At 33.1% G+C, this 18,714-nt stretch carries 19 protein-coding genes; 9 read left to right on the top strand and 10 right to left on the bottom strand.

Annotation, left to right across the window (positions count from 1 at the left end; genetic code table 11):
* On the bottom strand, positions 1–743 hold a 743-nt coding region (locus PHC28_RS04690), incomplete at its 3' end, for a ribonucleotide-diphosphate reductase subunit beta (RefSeq protein ID WP_300096826.1).
* 261 nt (positions 744–1,004) lie between these two features.
* Complete coding sequence (locus tag PHC28_RS04685) at positions 1,005–1,571, bottom strand: DUF3109 family protein (RefSeq protein WP_300096825.1); 567 nt, start codon at positions 1,569–1,571, stop codon at positions 1,005–1,007.
* Between the two features lie 198 nt (positions 1,572–1,769).
* Between PHC28_RS04685 and PHC28_RS04680 the strand changes: the two genes are divergently transcribed.
* From PHC28_RS04680 to PHC28_RS04665, 4 genes are all read left to right on the top strand, one after another.
* Positions 1,770–2,348: a MarC family protein gene (locus PHC28_RS04680; RefSeq protein ID WP_300096827.1), complete on the top strand. Its 579-nt coding sequence runs from the start codon at positions 1,770–1,772 to the stop codon at positions 2,346–2,348.
* A gap of 127 nt (positions 2,349–2,475) precedes the next feature.
* On the top strand, positions 2,476–2,679 hold the full coding sequence (locus PHC28_RS04675) for a hypothetical protein (RefSeq protein WP_300096824.1): 204 nt from the start codon (positions 2,476–2,478) through the stop codon (positions 2,677–2,679).
* A gap of 2 nt (positions 2,680–2,681) precedes the next feature.
* Complete coding sequence (locus PHC28_RS04670; RefSeq protein ID WP_300096823.1) at positions 2,682–3,290, top strand: FAD-dependent oxidoreductase; 609 nt, start codon at positions 2,682–2,684, stop codon at positions 3,288–3,290.
* Between the two features lie 65 nt (positions 3,291–3,355).
* Entirely contained in the window at positions 3,356–4,105 is a 750-nt protein-coding gene (locus PHC28_RS04665; RefSeq protein ID WP_300096822.1) for a 1-acyl-sn-glycerol-3-phosphate acyltransferase, read from the top strand.
* Between the two features lie 12 nt (positions 4,106–4,117).
* Here the strand turns inward: PHC28_RS04665 and PHC28_RS04660 are convergent, their stop codons facing one another.
* The 3 genes from PHC28_RS04660 to PHC28_RS04650 are packed head-to-tail and all read right to left on the bottom strand — an operon-like array spanning position 4,118 to position 6,719.
* The gene (locus tag PHC28_RS04660) at positions 4,118–5,689 is read right to left on the bottom strand and encodes a S41 family peptidase (RefSeq protein WP_300096821.1); all 1,572 of its coding nucleotides are present in this window, start codon (positions 5,687–5,689) and stop codon (positions 4,118–4,120) included.
* Positions 5,690–6,118, bottom strand: coding sequence for a dCMP deaminase family protein (locus PHC28_RS04655; RefSeq protein WP_300096820.1), 429 nt, complete (start codon positions 6,116–6,118; stop codon positions 5,690–5,692).
* Positions 6,119–6,125: 7 nt separating this feature from the next.
* Entirely contained in the window at positions 6,126–6,719 is a 594-nt protein-coding gene (locus PHC28_RS04650) for a HupE/UreJ family protein (protein WP_300096819.1), read from the bottom strand.
* 181 nt (positions 6,720–6,900) lie between these two features.
* Between PHC28_RS04650 and PHC28_RS04645 the strand changes: the two genes are divergently transcribed.
* Positions 6,901–7,332: a TerB family tellurite resistance protein gene (locus PHC28_RS04645; RefSeq protein ID WP_300096818.1), complete on the top strand. Its 432-nt coding sequence runs from the start codon at positions 6,901–6,903 to the stop codon at positions 7,330–7,332.
* An 87-nt stretch (positions 7,333–7,419) separates the two neighbouring features.
* On the opposite strand, the gene fbp is transcribed toward PHC28_RS04645, so the two are convergent.
* Positions 7,420–8,439, bottom strand: coding sequence for a class 1 fructose-bisphosphatase (gene fbp, locus PHC28_RS04640; RefSeq protein ID WP_300096817.1), 1,020 nt, complete (start codon positions 8,437–8,439; stop codon positions 7,420–7,422).
* A gap of 170 nt (positions 8,440–8,609) precedes the next feature.
* Here fbp and PHC28_RS04635 point away from each other — a divergent pair, with 170 nt between their 5' ends.
* From PHC28_RS04635 to PHC28_RS04620, 4 genes are all read left to right on the top strand, one after another.
* Complete coding sequence (locus PHC28_RS04635; RefSeq protein ID WP_300096816.1) at positions 8,610–9,116, top strand: GNAT family N-acetyltransferase; 507 nt, start codon at positions 8,610–8,612, stop codon at positions 9,114–9,116.
* A gap of 162 nt (positions 9,117–9,278) precedes the next feature.
* Entirely contained in the window at positions 9,279–10,535 is a 1,257-nt protein-coding gene (locus PHC28_RS04630; RefSeq protein ID WP_300096815.1) for an aspartate kinase, read from the top strand.
* Positions 10,536–10,619: 84 nt separating this feature from the next.
* Positions 10,620–14,033 carry a hypothetical protein gene (locus tag PHC28_RS04625; RefSeq protein WP_300096814.1) on the top strand — a complete coding sequence of 1,138 codons (3,414 nt, stop codon included), beginning with the start codon at positions 10,620–10,622 and terminating at the stop codon, positions 14,031–14,033.
* A 108-nt stretch (positions 14,034–14,141) separates the two neighbouring features.
* The gene (locus PHC28_RS04620; RefSeq protein ID WP_300096813.1) at positions 14,142–15,227 is read left to right on the top strand and encodes a glycosyltransferase; all 1,086 of its coding nucleotides are present in this window, start codon (positions 14,142–14,144) and stop codon (positions 15,225–15,227) included.
* A gap of 64 nt (positions 15,228–15,291) precedes the next feature.
* Here PHC28_RS04620 and phoU read toward each other — a convergent pair whose 3' ends face one another.
* From phoU to pstC, 4 genes are all read right to left on the bottom strand, one after another.
* Entirely contained in the window at positions 15,292–15,963 is a 672-nt protein-coding gene (gene phoU, locus PHC28_RS04615) for a phosphate signaling complex protein PhoU (protein WP_300096812.1), read from the bottom strand.
* A 98-nt stretch (positions 15,964–16,061) separates the two neighbouring features.
* On the bottom strand, positions 16,062–16,820 hold the full coding sequence (gene pstB, locus PHC28_RS04610; RefSeq protein WP_300096811.1) for a phosphate ABC transporter ATP-binding protein PstB: 759 nt from the start codon (positions 16,818–16,820) through the stop codon (positions 16,062–16,064).
* Positions 16,821–16,870: 50 nt separating this feature from the next.
* Positions 16,871–17,815: a phosphate ABC transporter permease PstA gene (gene pstA / locus PHC28_RS04605; protein ID WP_300096810.1), complete on the bottom strand. Its 945-nt coding sequence runs from the start codon at positions 17,813–17,815 to the stop codon at positions 16,871–16,873.
* 2 nt (positions 17,816–17,817) lie between these two features.
* Positions 17,818–18,714, bottom strand: an 897-nt coding sequence (pstC, locus tag PHC28_RS04600; protein ID WP_300096809.1) for a phosphate ABC transporter permease subunit PstC, incomplete at its 5' end; no start/stop codon positions are given.

Here is an 18,714-nt window from a genome sequence, read left to right as displayed (position 1 = left end):
ATCAAACTCACAGGAATCGACTCAGTAATAAATTCTCTTTCAATGTCTAAAGCATCAACAATAATTTCTCTGATACGTGCTTTAGAAACCTTATGTTTCAAATGATGATTGTGCAAATGCACAGCAAAATCACAGTGAACGCCTTCGTCACGAGAAATTAATTCGTTAGAAAATGTTAACCCAGGCATCAAACCACGTTTTTTTAACCAAAAAATAGAACAAAAACTTCCAGAAAAGAAAATGCCTTCAACGGCTGCAAAAGCGATTAATCTTTCGGCAAAAGAATCTGATTCTATCCATTTCAAAGCCCATTCTGCTTTTTTCTTGATTGCTGGAAAAACTTCTATTGCTGTAAATAGCTCATCTTTTTCAGCTTCGTCTTTTACATAAGTATCAATCAAAAGCGAATAGGTTTCGCTATGAATGTTTTCCATCATTATTTGAAAACCGTAGAAGAATTTTGCCTCGGCATATTGTACTTCGTTAATGAAATTTTGTGCCAAGTTCTCGTTTACAATTCCATCCGAAGCAGCAAAAAATGCTAGAATATGTTTTACAAAATATTTTTCGTCTTCACTTAATTTATTGTTCCAATCGCTCATATCTTGAGCTAAATCTATTTCTTCGGCAGTCCAAATACTTGCTTCAGTTTTTTTATAAAACTCCCAGATATCATGATGCTTGATTGGGAAAATGACAAAACGATTTTTGTTTTCTTGTAAGATTGGTTCAACTTGTGGCATTGCTATTTTTTATTTTTTGAAATTTTAACGAATATTTATGTTTTCGTCGATTACAAAGATTGTGAATTCTTGCGGTTATAAAAAGCCAAACTTATTCACAATCGGCTTGAGTTTTTAACAAATGTGAAGAATTTAAATGATTTTCATTACAAATATTAAAATGCTAAATATCAGTGTTTTAAAAAATAAAAAACACGACGAGATACCGTAAAATATAGGAGTTTAAAATTATGAAAAAGTAAAATTGTCCTTTTTGGAAAATTATTTTTTGAGTTCTTCCGCTACTTTTTCGAGTTCTAAATACCAATCCTCTCCAAATCTTCGAATGAGTGCTTCCTTGACAAATTTATAAACGGGAACTTCGAGTTCTTTGCCTAAAGAACAGGCATCATCGCAAATTTCCCACTTGTCATAATTCACGGCAAAAAATTCTGTGAAATCTTTGACACGAATAGGATATAAGTGACAGGAAACAGGTTTTTTCCAGGCGACTTCACCTTGATTGTAGGCTTGTTCGATGCCGCAAAGTGCCGTTTTTCCGTCATAAATAACGTAAGCACAATCTTTATTGTCAATTAAAGGAGTTTCAAGATCGCCATCAGTTCCTTTTGTCCAAGTGCCTTGTGCCTCGATGGCAGCAATGCCTTCTTTGCGTAGAAAAGGTTTTACTATTGGATAAATTTCTTCCAAAATCTTGGTTTCAGCCTCATTTAAAGGTGCGCCAGCATCGCCATCGACGCAACAAGCACCTTTGCAAGCTGATAAATTACAAACAAATTCTTTTTCAAGAATATCTTCTGATACGATGGTTTTTCCTAGTTGAAACATTTTGCAAATATACTTTGCAATTCTGAATTTTGAAAGGGAATTTTTGAATTTTTGGTTCCAAAATAGTACAGTTAAAATTTGATTTAGGACTATAAAAAATATTGGCGACATTCATTCTAGTTGATCCTTGCCAAATAATAACCTTAAATTGATTTATAAACCTATAGAATATACTACTTTTGCCCCATAAATAGAGAAATTATGCAACTGGATTTTAAAGAAATAATTACCGTTAGTATGGTGCTTTTTGCCGTAATTGATATTGTAGGAACGATTCCTATTATTGTCGATTTGAGAGCAAAACACGGTCATATCGAATCCGAAAAAGCTTCGTTAGTAGCTGGTTTTATTATGATTATTTTCCTTTTTATTGGAGAAGAATTACTGAATCTTATAGGAATTGATGTCCATTCATTTGCCGTTGCCGGTTCGTTTGTATTGTTTTTTTTAGCGCTCGAAATGATTCTAGGCATTCGTCTTTATCGAGATGAGGAGGCAAGTTCTGCCTCAATAGTTCCCATTGCATTTCCGCTAATTGCAGGAGCTGGAACGATGACTACATTATTATCGTTGAAAGCCCAATTTCAAACCATAAATATTGTTATCGCGATTGTTTTGAATATTATCATTGTTTATATCGTTTTGAAATCTTCGGCAAAAATCGAAAAAATGCTGGGGAAAAATGGTTTAGGAGTCATCAGAAAAGCTTTTGGCGTGGTACTTTTGGCAATTGCTGTTAAATTATTCGCCGCTAATGTTAAAGGTTTGTTTGTCTAAAATAAATTTTTATAAATTTACCCCTTTATCTTTTATAAAAAACAGTCTAGATTTTTTTAAACTGATTATTCAAAATAAAAGCTGATACTAATTCTTTCTGTTTTTTATAAAAACAAAATACTATTTTATGAAAATATTTACTAACATATTGGTTTTTTTGGCTTTGGGCTTAATTGTGTTTAATGTCACTCTTCTTGATTTCAAACATCCTCTTGAGGGAAACAGCATGATAGCTTTCATTGGAATTGCCGCTTCAATTTGTGCTGTTTTAATTCTTCTCATTTTTAGAATGTCAAAGAATATTGAAGAAAAAATGAATGATAAATTCTAATTATGTTTGATGTTTTAATACTTGGCGGTGGCGTTTCAGGAATGTCGTGTGCTCTTGTTTTGGGCTCTGCGAAAAACAAACCTTTTGTCATTGATAAAAAAATTGGAATCATTACACATCAAAAAACATCTTCTCTTCAGGAAGCTGTAATTAATAATGCTTATGGAATAACTCCAGGCAAATTAGGTTCTGATTTATTACTTGAAAGCATTCAGCATTTATCAGAAACTTATCCGCATATCGAACAAATTCCAGGTGAAAAAGTCCTGAAAGTAGAAGGGAAATTTTCTGAATTCGTAATAACCACCAACAAGAATACGTATCAATCGAAAATTATTGTAGTGGCAATAGGTTACTCCAATACTTTCGCCATTGAAAGTTTGATGCACTATGTTGAACCACATCAGAAAACACTTGTCGAAAAACAAAGAATCCAACTCAAAAACAGCGACCACAAAGTTACTGAAGGAATTTATGTAACAGGAACACTGGCTGGATGGAGAAGCCAAGTTGCTATTGCTGCTGGAAGTGGTGCTGCCGTGGCAACCGATATTCTTACTTTATGGAATAACGGGATTCAAACTCAATCTCACGATAGTATCAAGAAGTAACATTCAAATAACACAAATACCTCGAAAAATAGTGTAGATTTACAATTTCTGTAAAAACTACATCTATGTTTTCATTTTTATTAGGCTTTATACGATTTCTTCTTTTTGCTATATACGTTTCCTTTTTTTCAGTTATTTTCTTCTTTTTAAGTTTTTTTTGGCGCAAAGAAACTAATTTCAAAAAAGGAGTATTATTACGTGATTTTTTAATCCGAATAACAAATTTTATTTTAGGTATTCGAATAATTGTTTACGGAAAAAAGCCTGTGACGCAAGGATTAATTGTAGCCAATCACCGTTCCTATTTAGACCCAATTGCTATTGTAAGTCAAGTTCACGCCTTTACTGTAGGAAAAAAAGAAGTAGAATCGTGGCCTCTTATTGGGTATGTTTGTAAAGTGTCTGGAGTTTTATTTGTTGACAGAAAGTGTGAGAAAAGCAGACAGAATACTGCCGAAAACATTCGGGAAGTTCTTGGCAAAGGATATTCAATCATTAATTTCCCTGAAGGCACAACTGACATTTTGCCTACCACGGTCAATTTTAATTATGGCTCTTTTGTAATGGCTACGAAAATTAAATCAGCACTCATTCCCGTGGCTATAGATTATAAAGTAAAAACGGATGCCTTCGTTGGAAACGACACCTTTATTCCTCATTTTTTGAAATGTTTTGGCAAACCTACAACTGAAATAAAAATGACTTTTTTCCCGCCAATATATTCTGAAGACCCAACCTTTTTATTAAATACGTCTAAAAAAATGATAGACGATGAACTTATTCGCTATAGAAAAGATTGGGATGCCGAAAAGTAGTATTTGATTTTGTTATTTCTTGATTATCGAATTAACCATCGCATCATCTTGTAATATAATTTCGTAAAATTTGCTTTCGCTAAATAACTGACGAGCAAATTCTGCTGCCAAAAAACGTTTTACAAGAGATTTATTTTTATCAATATTCATATCCATTCCTGAGGTGAATATAAATTTTTGAAAAGCATCGAAATATAAATCGGTTTTCTCCATTTTGGCTCTAAATTGTTCAAATGACAAACCTTTGAAAGCATCTCTGTCGCGATCTAATTGTTCAAAAACAAATTGCCCCAAAATTCCCGATTGCAATAAATAAGCAGTATGTCCTTTTTCTTGATCTGTTTCAAGTGGGATAAAAATATCTGGAACAATACCGCCTCCTCCGTAAACAATTTTACCTTTTGGCGTTTTGTATTTTAAGGTTTTTGGCGTTTTTATACTGTCTTTGTTGAATAATTCTCCGTTTGTAAATCGAGAATCTGATTCCTTGAAATATTCTTCATTCCCTTTCGAATAGGATTTTTGAATCGAACGACCTGTTGGCGTATAATATCTAGCAATAGTCAATCGTACTGCTGATCCATCATCAAAATCCATTTCGCGTTGCACCAATCCTTTACCAAAAGAACGACGTCCAACAATGGTTCCTCTATCATTATCCTGAATTGCTCCTGCTAGAATCTCACTTGCCGAAGCGCTGTTTTCATCAATTAAAACAAATAAATCCCCAGTTTCAAAACTTCCTGCTTTAGTGGCAAAAGTCTTTTCAATCGTTCCTTTTTTGTTTTTTGTAAAAACAATTAATTGTTTGTCCTTCAAGAATTCATCAGCAATAGCAATAGCTTGTTCCATATATCCACCGCCATTATTCCTAAGATCGATGACGAGTGATTTTGCGCCTTCTTGTTTTAACTTAGTCAAACCTGTTTTGAACTCATCATAAGTAGTTTCGGCAAAACGATTGATTTTTATGTAACCAGTTGTTGGATTTAAAAGTGCGGCTGCATCAACACTTTTTATAGGAATGACACCTCTTTTTATTTTGATTTTAATATTTTTTCGCGCTGATTTTCTGTAAACCGTAACTTCAATTTCTGAACCTTCTTCTCCTTTTAGTTTGGAAAATAAAGTATCTGTCGGAAGTTTTCGACCAAATAATTTCGTTTTGTCAGCATACAGAATTCGGTCGCCTGATTTGATTCCGGCTTTTTCCGAAGGACCATTTTCAATAGTTTTTATTATCGCCAATGAATCTTTATACATATAAAAATTCACACCAATCCCCACAAAATCGCCTCGCATACTTTCGGCAATTTGCGTTTGTTCACTTGGAGGAAGATAAATAGAATGTGGGTCGAGTTCAGCCAAAATAGCATCGACAGTATGGCTCACGATGGAATCTGTGTTGACGCTATCGACATATTCGTTGTTTATAAAATCAATCAGTTTATTGAGTTTATTTTTTGAATTGTTTTTGGCAAAAAACTGATTCTGACCTGGGAAATTCAACCATCCGCCAAGAAGAATTCCAAGAGCAAGCGTTACAAATAGTAGTGTTGGAAAATATTTGGAATTGATTTTCATTTATTCTAAAACCTCTATTTGTTCTACGATTACCCCTGCTTTCACAAGAAAATCTACTCCCGAAGTGTCTCTGTAACCTATTTGATAAACGACTCTTTTTATCCCCGATTGATGAATCAATTTGCTGCATTCTTTACAAGGCGAAAGGGTGATATAAAGTGTAGCCCCTTCACAAGTTTGCGTCGATCTGGCAACTTTTAAAATAGCATTTGCCTCAGCGTGAAGAACATACCAATTAGTCAAGCCTTCATTATCTTCGCAACAATTTTCGAAACCAGATGGCGTTCCGTTGTATCCATCAGAAATAATCATTTTGTCCCGAACGATTATGGCACCCACTTGTTTTCGCTTGCAGTAGGACAAAAGACTCCATTCTTTGGCAATTCGAAGGTAAGCTTTGTCGTATTTATTTAATTTTTTCTTTTCCATTTTTCTTTTATCTATTCCAAATTTCGCTAGAGATAATCATTGGCAAAACCACTCCTATTACAAAAGACGACATTACTAATGTCCAATCGCGCTTTGAAAATCGGAAGAACGTTTGAACAATATACGAAAGTATAAGCACTATGAAAACTACAATTATTTGTGAGGCTTCTATACCTAATGAAAACTCCGATATTGGTAATAATTTCGACTGTGACGAACCTGCAAGTATTGTTTTAAAATAACCAGCAAAACCCAATCCGTGGATAATTCCAAAAAACAAAGTGATGAAACCAATCACACTTATGCTTTCCTGTTTTGATGATTTTCCTGCCGTAAAAAGATTGAAAAAAGCCACAATGAGAATAGTTATTGGAATTAAAAAATCGGACAAATTACCTCTAATAATAATCACACCAAAAACGGATAACAACAAAGCTAAAGTGTGACCAACTGTAAAAATGGTAATCAAAATAAGCAATCTTTTCCAGTCTTTGAATGCGTAAGGAACAGTTAACGCAATTAGAAATAAGATGTGGTCGTAAGCAAATAAGTTAAGAATATGCCTTAACCCTTTTTCAAAAAAAATCCAAAATTCTGTCATTATAAATAGTTTTAAAGATTAGGGGTTGTCAAACTTACAATTTATTTTGAAAAAAGTTTGAACCAATAGTGTTAAAAGCAATTCTCGCCTTGTTTATTTCACTAAAATAAGAAAATAATCAGAAATTGACTTTCTTTAAAATCGAAATAGAATTATCTTTGTAAGACTAAAACCCAATATTATGTCAATTTCAGACTTATTCGATAACGAATTCAAACAAAGAAACAAAGGACATTTTTCTGCAATTGTTCGTGTGGCACTTGCTGACGGAAAAGTTGCTCCAGAAGAACAAGCATTTTTAGACAGGCTGGCAAGAAATCTTGATATTTCGGAAACAGAATATGAAGAAATTTTAGAAAATCCTTTAAAATATCCTATCAATCCACCCTATTTACGTACTGAGAGGTTAGAGCGTATGTATGATTTAGCTAGGATAGTTCATATAGACCACCATCTGGGAGACAAACAGGATTCAATGTTGCGAAAACTTGGTTTAGCATTAGGATTTACTCCCGAAAATGTAAATTATATTGTTGACAAAGCCCTTTCATTAATAGATAGAAAAGTGGATTTAGATACTTTTATTTATGAAATGGAGCATATGAATAAGTAATATTATGAATTTAAACCATTAAGAAATTAAGTTTCATTAAGTTTTACTCTTAACTTCTTAATGGTTTAAATTCATAATATTTCTTTTTCAATATTTGCTCAATTCAGCTAATCGCATAAACTCTTCCGCTTTTTCGACCATATTATTACTGCCACAGAAGAAAGGAACTCTTTCGTGTAATTCTGTTGGTAAAATTTCCATTATTCTGTTAAATCCGTTGGATGCTTTTCCTCCGGCTTGTTCGACTATAAAAGACATAGGATTACATTCATAAAGCAATCTCAATTTTCCTTTTGGAGCTTTTGAACTCGTTGGATACAAATAAATCCCCCCTTTTATCATATTCCTGTGTATGTCAGAAACTAGACTTCCAATATAGCGAGAAGTATAAGGTCTATCTTCTTCTTCAAGTTGACAATATTTTAAATAATTTTTTACACCTTGAGGAAAATGAACATAGTTTCCTTCGTTGATGGAGTAAATAGTTCCGTCTTTTGGGAATTCCATTTTTGGATGCGAAAGATAAAATGTGCCAATGGCGGGATTCAAAGTAAACCCGTTTACACCGTGACCAGTAGTATAAACCAGCATTGTCGATGTTCCATAAATCACATATCCCGCAGCCACTTGATTAATTCCGGGTTGCAAAAAATCTTCTAAAGTTACTGGAGAACCTATTGGAGTTACTCGCCTATAAACCGAAAAGATAGTTCCTACCGAAACATTCACATCAATGTTTGATGAACCATCGAGCGGATCCATTAAAACAACGTATTTATTGTTATGACCATTGTCAGAACCTTGCACCGTAATAAAATCATCATTTTCTTCAGAAGCGATACCACATACAATCTCGCGATTAATCAAGGTTTGAATGAAAATTTCATTAGCATAAACATCTAATTTTTGCTGATCTTCTCCTTGAATATTTTGTTCTCCTGCAGCACCAACAATATCAACTAACCCAGCTTTGTTGACTTTGTAGTTGACCACTTTTGCCGCTAATCGAATCGAATTGATTATCCGAGATAATTCGCCAGACGAATATTGAAAAGCATTTTGGTTTTCGATGATAAATTCTCCTAAAGTCTTGTTGCGTTCTTCCATTACGAAATCGATATAGTTGTTTTGAAGTCACAAATATCGGGTTTTTTGTGAAAATGATATTATTTTATTTAGTTCGTTTATCATAATTGTATATTTGTCATCCAAAGTATTAATTTTTCCAAAAAAAAGCATACTTTTTTAAGCTAATGAGCCATTTAAATTAAGAAATTATGACTATCAGAAAAGGAAATCCTGAAGATATGGAAGCCGTTTTAGGGCTTATTCAAGAATTGGCCGATTTCGAAAAAGAACCTGACGCTGTTTTAATTACAGTTGAAGATTTAATTCGTGATGGTTTTGGTCCAGTACCTTTATTTTATGTTTTTGTTGCCGAGGTAAAATCAGACCCGAGCAATAGCGAACAGGCAAAGCAAATTGTTGGGATTGCTTTGTATTATTATCGCTATTCAACTTGGAAAGGGAAAACGATTCACCTTGAAGATTTAGTTGTGAAAGATAAAATGAGAGGGACAGGTTTAGGTTATGCATTGTATTCTGAAATAATGAAACAAGGGAAAAGAGATAATGTTAGAAGAATTGAATGGAACGTTTTAGACTGGAACACACCCGCAATTGATTTCTATAAAAAATCAGGAGCAAAAATTCTTGACGATTGGAAAGTAGCTCAAATGGACGAAGCAGGAATCAACTATTTTGTGGATAATAGATTGAAATAAAAATCCTCTCCTCAACCCTCTCCAAAGGAGAGAGAGTAAGAACTGGAAAATATTTAGACATTCACATCCAAAGAACAATTAGAAAAAAATAAACACATAAACAAATTGCTTTCAAATTTCAACCATTAATCTGAAATCTGAAATCTGAAATCTGAATTTTAAATGAGAGTATTCAAATTTGGTGGCGCTTCTGTAAAAGACGCCAAAGGAATTAAAAACGTATATGACGTTTTACAAAAAGTAGGTTACGAAGATGTTTTGTTGGTAGTTTCAGCAATGGGAAAAACTACAAATGCCCTTGAGGTAGTAATAAAAAACTATTTCGACAAATCGCCAGAATTGCAATCATCTGTCCAAGAAGTAAAAAAATACCACAATCAAATCCTTTTGGATTTATTTGAAGACGAAAAAAACGAAGTTTTTAGTGCGGTAAATAAACAATTTTCAGACTTGGAATATTTCTTAGCCAACAACAAATCGCCTAATTACAATTTTGTTTATGATCAAATCGTGAGTTATGGCGAATTGATTTCGACAACTGTTTTGAGCCATTTTATGAATTTTATGGGTATAAAAACCCAATGGATTGACGTGAGAAACTTTATAAAAACCAATTCAAATTATCGAGATGCAGAAGTAGATTGGGATTTGACCCAAAAAAATATTGCCAAAAATGTAAAAAGAAAAATATTAAATATCACTCAAGGATTTTTGGGTTCTGACGAAAATAATTTCACCACAACCTTAGGTCGTGAAGGTTCGGATTATACTGCTGGAATCTTTGCATATTGTCTCAATGCCGAAAGCGTAACCATCTGGAAAGACGTTCCAGGAGTGATGAATGCTGATCCGCGATATTTTGAAAACGCTAGCTTGCTTAGTCATATTTCCTATCGTGAAGCAATTGAAATGGCGTTTTATGGAGCAACCGTTATTCATCCAAAAACCTTGCAACCTTTACAAAAAAAAGAAATTCCTTTGTATGTAAAATCTTTTATAAATCCTTCTTTACCTGGAACTTGTGTCTCAAAAGGTTCTGATTCCGAATGGCAAATTCCTAGTTTCATTGTTAAAAGAAACCAACTATTAATTTCGCTTTCTTCTATAGATTTCTCCTTTATTATGGAAGAAAACATTAGCGAAATCTTTGCTTTATTTCACCAATTTAAACTAAAAGTAAATCTAATTCAGAATTCCGCAATTAGTTTCTCTGTTTGTGTTGAGGACAAATTTGGAAATTTTAAAGATTTGAATCCTATTTTGGCAAAAAAATTCAAAGTAGATTATACAGAAGACGTTACTTTATATACCATTAGGCATTTCAACGACAAGGCAGCTCAAACAGTCGAACAAAACAAAACCGTTTTATTGAAACAAGTGAGCCGCGAAACGATGCAAATTGTAACAAAGGAAAGTTAATTTGGAATTTGATGTTAAAGTTAAGACTTCCCCTAATTATTTTATAGAATACACTACTTTTGACGTATAGACGTTATACTCTTTATGTTGAAAAAAGTATTGTTTTTGTTGACGATGATCTATTTTTCTGGGCTACGAGCACAGGAAACCAATTCGTTGTACAAAACAAAAAAAATACCGGTTTCACTCGACACTATTCACCTCGAAAATGTTAGTATCAACGCTAGCTTTTTTAAATTGCTTGACGCCAATGAAAAACCCATTGACACTTCTTACTACAAAATAAATTTCGAAAAAGGGACTCTCATTTTAAACGAAAAATTCCCTTTAAATTCTGATTTCATAACAGCGTATTACTTAAAACTCCCCGATGCTCTTACCAAAGAATATCATATTTACGACTCCAATCGTGTGGTTAGTAACGACGTCACCAAAGAAAATTTATATAAAATTGAAGAGAATGAACAGAAAAAAGTCATCCCTTTTGATGGGCTGAATACTTCTGGAAGCATCACTCGCGGAGTTACTGTGGGCAACAACCAAAACACAGTTTTAAACTCGAATCTAGATTTACAAATCACTGGAAAACTTTCTGAAAAAGTGAGTTTGAGAGCCTCGCTCCAAGACAGTAATATCCCTTTGCAAGATGGTGGTTATTCGCAAAAACTGGATCAGTTTGACAATGTTTTTATGGAAATTTTCAGTGACAAATGGAACATTCGAGCGGGCGATGTTTTTCTTGAAAATCACAAATCCCAATTCCTGAATTTCAACAAGAAGGTTCAGGGAATTGCTGCTACTTTCGACTTTGGAACAGAAGAAAACAAAACCAATGTTTTTGCATCGGCTGCATTGGTCAAAGGGCAATATGCCAAAAGTAGTTTTGCAGGTCAAGAAGGCAATCAAGGTCCTTATAAATTAAAAGGGCAAAATGGCGAATTGTATGTTCTCGTGATTTCAGGCTCAGAGCGAGTTTATGTCAACGGAATCCTTTTGAAACGAGGCGAAAACAACGATTATACTATAGATTATAATGCTGGCGAAATTGTGTTTACACCTTTATTTACCATCACTTCCGAAATGCGAATTGTTATTGAATATCAATATTCCGATAGGAATTACACTCGATTTGTAACCTATGCTGGAGGAAGTCACGAAAGTAAAAAATGGAGTTTTGGCGGTTATTTATATTCTGAAGGTGATTTGAAAAACCAACCTTTGCAACAAAATCTTTCGACAGAACAAGCTCAAATATTATCTAATGCTGGCGACAATCCAAACCTAATGACAGCACCGTCAGCTTATGTAGATTCCTATTCTGACAATAAAATATTGTATAAAAAAACTTTGGTAAACGCTGTAGAAATTTTTGAATATTCGAATAATCCTCAAGACGAATTATTCAATGTTCGATTTAGTTTAGTTGGTAATAATAAAGGAAATTATATTCTGTCAAATGCAGCGGCAATCAGCCGAATTTATGAATATGTAGCACCTATAAATTCCATTCCGCAGGGAAATTACGAACCCATTATTCAATTAATTGCTCCAACAAAAATTCAAGTGGCCACATTTTTGGGGAAATACACACCCACCGAAAAAACTTCAGTTGATTTTGAAATTGGCTTGAGCAATAATGACAAAAATCTTTTTTCTTCGAAGGATGATTCTAATAATCAAGGTTTGGCTGCAAAAATAAATACCAAACAAAGGTTGTTTTCGAAAATATGGAAAGTAGATGCGTTTGCTAATTACCAACTTATACAGAAAAATTTCAACTCCGTTGAGCGTCTTTACAACATTGAATTCGGAAGAGATTGGAATCTTCCGACAACTACAATAGGAAATCAAAGTTATTTGGTTTCGGGATTGCATTTTGCCTTGCCTGAAAAAGGAAATTTGGTTTACCAATTTGAAAAACTGGACTTCGCTGACAATTTTTCGGGAAATCGTCATATTCTGAATGGTGCTTTCAAGTTTAAAAATTGGACCATTCAAAACCAAGGAAGTTTCTTGAAAAGTGACGCTGTAGTTTCTACATCAAAATTCATCAGAAACCAATCCCAAATTCGTTATCATTTTAACAAAAACTGGATTGGAACCGGCCTAAAAATGGAAGACAATCAAGAAAAAAACAAAATATCGAATCAATTTTCAGATTTAAGTCAACGTTTTTCTGAATATGGATTATTTGCTGGTCGAGGCGATAGTACCAAGGTTTATGTTGAATTGGGCTATTTCAAAAGAGCGAATGATAGTTTGCAAAACGGATTATTGCAACGAAAAAACAATTCTCAAACATTCGTTTTGAAGTCGAAATTAATTCAAACAACCAAAAGTGATTTGTCTATTTATGCCAATTACAGGATTTTGGATTATATAGATGTATCGAAGAAAAAAGAGTCTTCTCTAAACTCAAGAATAGTTTATAATGATCGATTTTTTAATCAATTAATTCAATCTACAACTGTGTTTGAAACTAATTCAGGATCTATTCCGCAACAGGAATTTACCTATTTAGAAGTTCCTGTCGGGCAAGGTGTTTACACTTGGAATGACTACAATAACAATGGAATTCAGGAATTACAAGAGTTTGAAGTGGCACCATTTATCGATCAAGCAAAATATATCAGAGTGTATTTGCCCAACCGAGTTTACATCAAAACCCATCAAAATAAGTTCTCCCAATCGATTACTTTGAACCCTAATCAATGGCAAAACGAGGATGATTTTAGAAAATTTCTTTCTCATTTTTACAATCAAACTTCTTTTATAATTGATCGAAAAATAAAAAGTGAAGGTGCTAATTTTGATTTAAATCCTTTTAGTAATTCTAGTCAAAATGTATTAGGACTAAACTCCAGTTTCAGGAATAGTTTGTTTTTTAATCGAGGGAAACAAAACCATTCTATAACTTATTCTTATATACAAAATCAAACTAAAAACCTGCTTTCCATTGGTTCTCAAGAAGCCAAGAATAGTTCAAATCAATTGCAATATTCTCATTTATACAAGAAAAGTTGGCTGTTTGGTTTATTTGCCAATACGATAAAGACATCCATCCTTTCGGAAAATTTTCCTGAAAAAAATTACGAAATTAAAGGGTATCATTTGGCTCCAAAAATCAGTTATTTATTTTCGAAAAACACTAGTTGGGATTTATTTTACGAATTGCAAAACAAGAAAAATCAAATTGGGAATTTAGAAACTTTATTGCAAAACCGTTTTGGAACATCCTTTACTTATGCCGGTAAAAAGAATTTTACAATGAATGGAGAGATTTCGTTTTATCAAAATAAATTCAGTGGAAATGAATTTTCGTCTGTTGGCTTTCAAATGCTTGAAGGATTGCAAGCAGGACAAAATCTGACTTGGAAATTACTTCTGCAAAAAAACCTAACTCAATTTCTAGATATAAACCTGAATTATCAAGGTCGAAAAAGTGAAACTAGCCAAACCATTCATACCGGAAGTATTCAGTTGAGAGCCTATTTTTAAATTTAAATTAAAAGAAATAATTTAATGTTATGGTAATATTCTGGGAATATAGAAACTTGATGTTTTTTATATTTTCGCTAAAAAATTGAAATAGTAGCCACGTAATAAATGAATATAAATACTGCCAATAAAACTATATTAATCGCACCTTTAAACTGGGGCTTGGGACACGCAACCCGCTGTATTCCTATCATAAAAGCATTACAGGAAAATAATTATATTCCCATAATTGCCTCTGACGGAATTGCGCTTGAACTTTTAAAAAAGGAGTTTCCGTATGTAAAGACGCTAAAGCTTCCCTCCTACAAAATTGAATATGCAAAAGATGGCAAAAATTTTAAATGGAAATTATTGAAAAATTTTCCTGAAATCATCAAAGCTGTTTGGAACGAGAAAAAAAAAGTCAAAAAATGGGTTAAAAAATATGATATCGACGGTATTATTTCTGACAATCGCTTGGGAGTTTTTAGCAAAAAAGTCGCTACGGTTTTTATTACCCACCAGTTGAATGTGATGACAGGAAATACTACTTGGATTACCAGTTTATTGCATCAAAATATAATAAAAAAATATACCCAATGTTGGGTTCCAGACTTCGAAGGAACACTAAATTTAACTGGAAAACTAGGTCATATAAAAAATCCTGATTTTGAACTAAAATACATTGGTCCTTTGAGCCGAATGCAAAAAAAGGAAATTCCAAAATTGTATGATTTAATGATTATCCTTTCGGGACCGGAACCTCAGCGAGGAATTTTGGAAGAGAAATTAAAAAAAGAAGTTCAAAATTATACTGGCAAAGTTGTTTTCATAAAAGGAATTATCGAAAAAGAGCAAAAAAAGGAACAGCAAGACAATATTACTTTTTATAACTTTATGAATACACGCCAACTCGAACAAACTTTTAATGAAAGCGAAATAGTTTTATGTCGTTCTGGCTACACAACAATTATGGACTTGGCTAAACTAGAGAAAAAAGCTTTTTTTATTCCAACTCCTGGACAATATGAACAAGAATATTTGGCCGAAAAATTAGAAAAAGAAGGGTTGGTTCCTTATTCAAATCAGGATGATTTCAAGATAGAACAACTACAAAAAATTCAAAATTATAAAGGACTATCTCATTTTAACACTCCTATTGATTGGATAACTTTATTTGATGTTTTCGAGGAAGTAAATCAAGTCGTTTTATAAAAAAAGCCCAAATCAAACTAAATAATTAGCTTGATTTGGGTTCTTATTATTGTGAAATTAAAGATTAATTCTCTGATTTATCTTCAAATTTTTCATGTTTGATAATTCTAGCATTAACCATAAAATAAACGTATTCAGCCACATTTGTACAATGCTGAGATATACGTTCTAAATGTTTCAAAACAATCACAAGGTTAGTCCCGGAAACAACAGTTTTAGAATGCAATTTCATTTCAGAAATGATGCCTAGTATTGCAGCGTCACTTTTCTTTTGGATAGTATTATTCAAAAGAAAAACTTCTTCTATATTTTTTTCATCACGTGTTAAGAAACTTTCATTTGTTTTCGCAGTAATAAGCTCTACTTGTTTCGACAAATCAACAATATCAAATTTGGCAATCAAATCGTGTTTATCCTTAATACTTTTAGATCTTTTTATAACGCTAATGGCCAAATCTCCTATTCTTTCTATCTCATTACTAATTTGCATTGACGCCATAATAAAACGTAAATCGGATGCGACAGGTTGTTGTAAAGCAAAAATACTTTGACAAATTTCATCGATTTTTACGTCTAATTTATCAATTTTATTTTCTGTTTTCTTCACTTCTTTACCTTCAATAGGCTCTGAAAGAAGTGCTTTAACAGATTCGCTAACTTGAATTTCGGCCAAGTTGCCAATTTTTATGATAACATTTTTTAATTTATCTAATTCTATTTCAAAGTGTGTAGCCATATTTTTTTTCTATTTAAAGATTGTAAATTGAATAATTTAAAGATTAAAAAACAATTAAAATAGGATTTGATTGAAACAACATTCCTATTTATTCTTTTTTATCCAAATCTACCCGTGATATAATCTTCGGTTTGTTTTTGTTCTGGTTTTGTAAATATAGTATTTGTTTTACCAATTTCAATAAGTTCACCAAGATAAAAGAAAGCCGTATAATCACTTGTTCGAGCGGCTTGTTGCATATTATGTGTTACAATAATTATGGTATATTGTTCTTTTAGTTCGTGGACTAATTCCTCGATTTTTGAAGTTGAAATTGGGTCAAGTGCACTTGCAGGTTCGTCCATAAGAATAATATCAGGGCTGACCGCCAATGTTCTTGCAATACACAACCTTTGTTGTTGACCACCAGAAAGTCCTAATGCTGAATCGCCAAGTCTATCTTTCACTTCATCCCAAATAGCAGCTTGTCTCAACGAAGTTTCTACAATTTCGTCCAATTCAGTTTTGTCTTTAATTCCGTTAATTTTTGGACCATAAGCTATGTTCTCATAAATAGATTTAGGAAAAGGATTTGATTTTTGAAAAACCATTCCGATTTTTTTTCTAATATTAACAACATCAACGTTTTTATCGTAAATATCAATACCTTCTACGAGCATTTGACCAGTAATTTTCACATCAGGAATAAGGTCGTTCATTCTATTAATACATCTCAAAAAAGTAGATTTTCCGCAACCCGATGGGCCAATCAATGCGGTAACTTTATTTCTTGGAATCTGTAATGAAATTTCTTTTAATGCCTTCTTTTCACCGTAGTATAATGATAAATCTTTTACTTCTATTTTTATGTCTTTCATTTTTATTTAATGTTAAGTCTAAAGTACAAATTATTAGTTAGAATTTTGAATTATTTAGCTCTTCTTCTAATTCTTGATCTAATAATTACCGCTACAAAGTTTAATGATAATGTGAGGATTAGTAATACCAATGTTGTGGCAAACTGGATAGGCATCGTTTTTTCAACATCGGAGGATTGAGTTGACATAATATAAATATGGTATCCCAAATTCATAAATTGATCACTCAAGGATTTCGGTAAAGTAGCTAAATAATAAGCTGCTCCTGTAAATAAAATTGGAGCAACTTCGCCCGCTCCTCTACTTACAGCAAGAATTGTTCCTGTCATAATTCCAGAAACTGAACCAGGCAAGACGATGTTTTTTATTGTTTGCCATTTTGTAGCTCCTAAAGCTAAACTTGCTGCGCGTAATTCATTGGGAATAGTTTTTAAGGCTTCTTCTACAGAAACAATAATAACAGGAAGCGTAAGCAATGACATGGTAAGACTAGCCCAAAGAATATTAGGTTGTCCCCAATGCAATTCACCTCCGTTAAATACATCATCAATTCCTGAACCCAACAATTGAATGAAAAATCCAACTCCAAAAAGTCCAAAAATAATGGAAGGAACTACAGCTAATGTTCGAACAGAAAATCGAACTGCGGCAGCAATTTTTGAATTTTCCTTAGCATATTCTGTTAAATAAATTGCGGTAATTGTCCCGAAAGGAACAGCGGCAAGAGACATAACAATCACTAATATAAAAGTTCCAATTAAAGCAGGAAATATTCCTCCTTTAGTCATTCCATCTGTTGGAAAAGTGCTTATAAATTCCCAAGAAAATTTTTCACGCCCTTGATAAACAATGATTCCTAATATAATAAAAAGAATGGCAATGATTAATAAAACCGCTACTTGAGTGATCCCAACAACAAATTTTCCTTTTATATCAACACCCTTTTTTTTATTTAAAAAAAGTTGTGATTTTGTATCGTTTATAGTTGTATCCATATTTATTTACCTTGAAATTTTTTGATTAATTTGCCCTTTACATAAAATTCTGCAACGGCATTCAATGCAAAAGAGAAGATGAAAAGTAGTGATCCAATAAAGAACAAAACACTGTAATGAGTGTCTCCAAAAACAGTTTCAGCCATTTCTGCACCAATTGTTGCAGCAAATGTTCGCACACTTTCAAAAGGATTTGCCGACAATAATGCTGCATTTCCTGTAGCCATAAGTGCAATCATTGTTTCCCCAAACACACGACCAACACCTAAAAGCAAAGAAGCAAAAATTCCCGGAGTTGCTGCTGGCAACGTTACAAAAAATGCTGTTTGCCATTTACTTGCTCCAAGTGCTAAACTTGCTTCGGTAAACGTTTTTGGCACAGCCGAAAGTGCATCTTCTGAAATGGTATAAATAATTGGGATTGCTGCTAATGCCATAGCTACACCACCTACAAAAGCATTCAATCTTGATTCATATCCAAAGATATCTTGAAAAAAACTAGCTAAAACTATTAATGCAAAAAAACCAATAACAACTGATGGAAAAGCAGCAAGCATTTCTATAATAGGCTTTATGATTTCTTTCACTTTTTTTGACGCAAAACAAGAGGTATAAAGTGCTGCTAAAATAGCCAGTGGCCCAGCTATAAGCATTGCAATTATGGTTACTTTTAATGTTCCAACAAGTAGAGCTATTAAACCAAATCTTGGATTATCTGATACAGGAACCCATTCGGTTGTTAGAAAAGTGCTCCACGTTTTATCTTTTCCTTCTTTGTTTTCTGATACTGTTGAAGTAGATTCTTCTGCCGATGAAGCTGCTGTATCAGTTTCTATACCACCATAACTTTCTGGTTTTAAATCCTCTTGAGTTACTGGCTCAGAGCCATAAGTCTCAGG

This window comes from Flavobacterium sp., from assembly GCF_028712645.1.
Classification (GTDB): Bacteria; Bacteroidota; Bacteroidia; order Flavobacteriales; family Flavobacteriaceae; genus Flavobacterium.
Note: the sequence above shows the minus strand (reverse complement) of the source record. Positions and strands in the feature narration are given on the sequence as shown.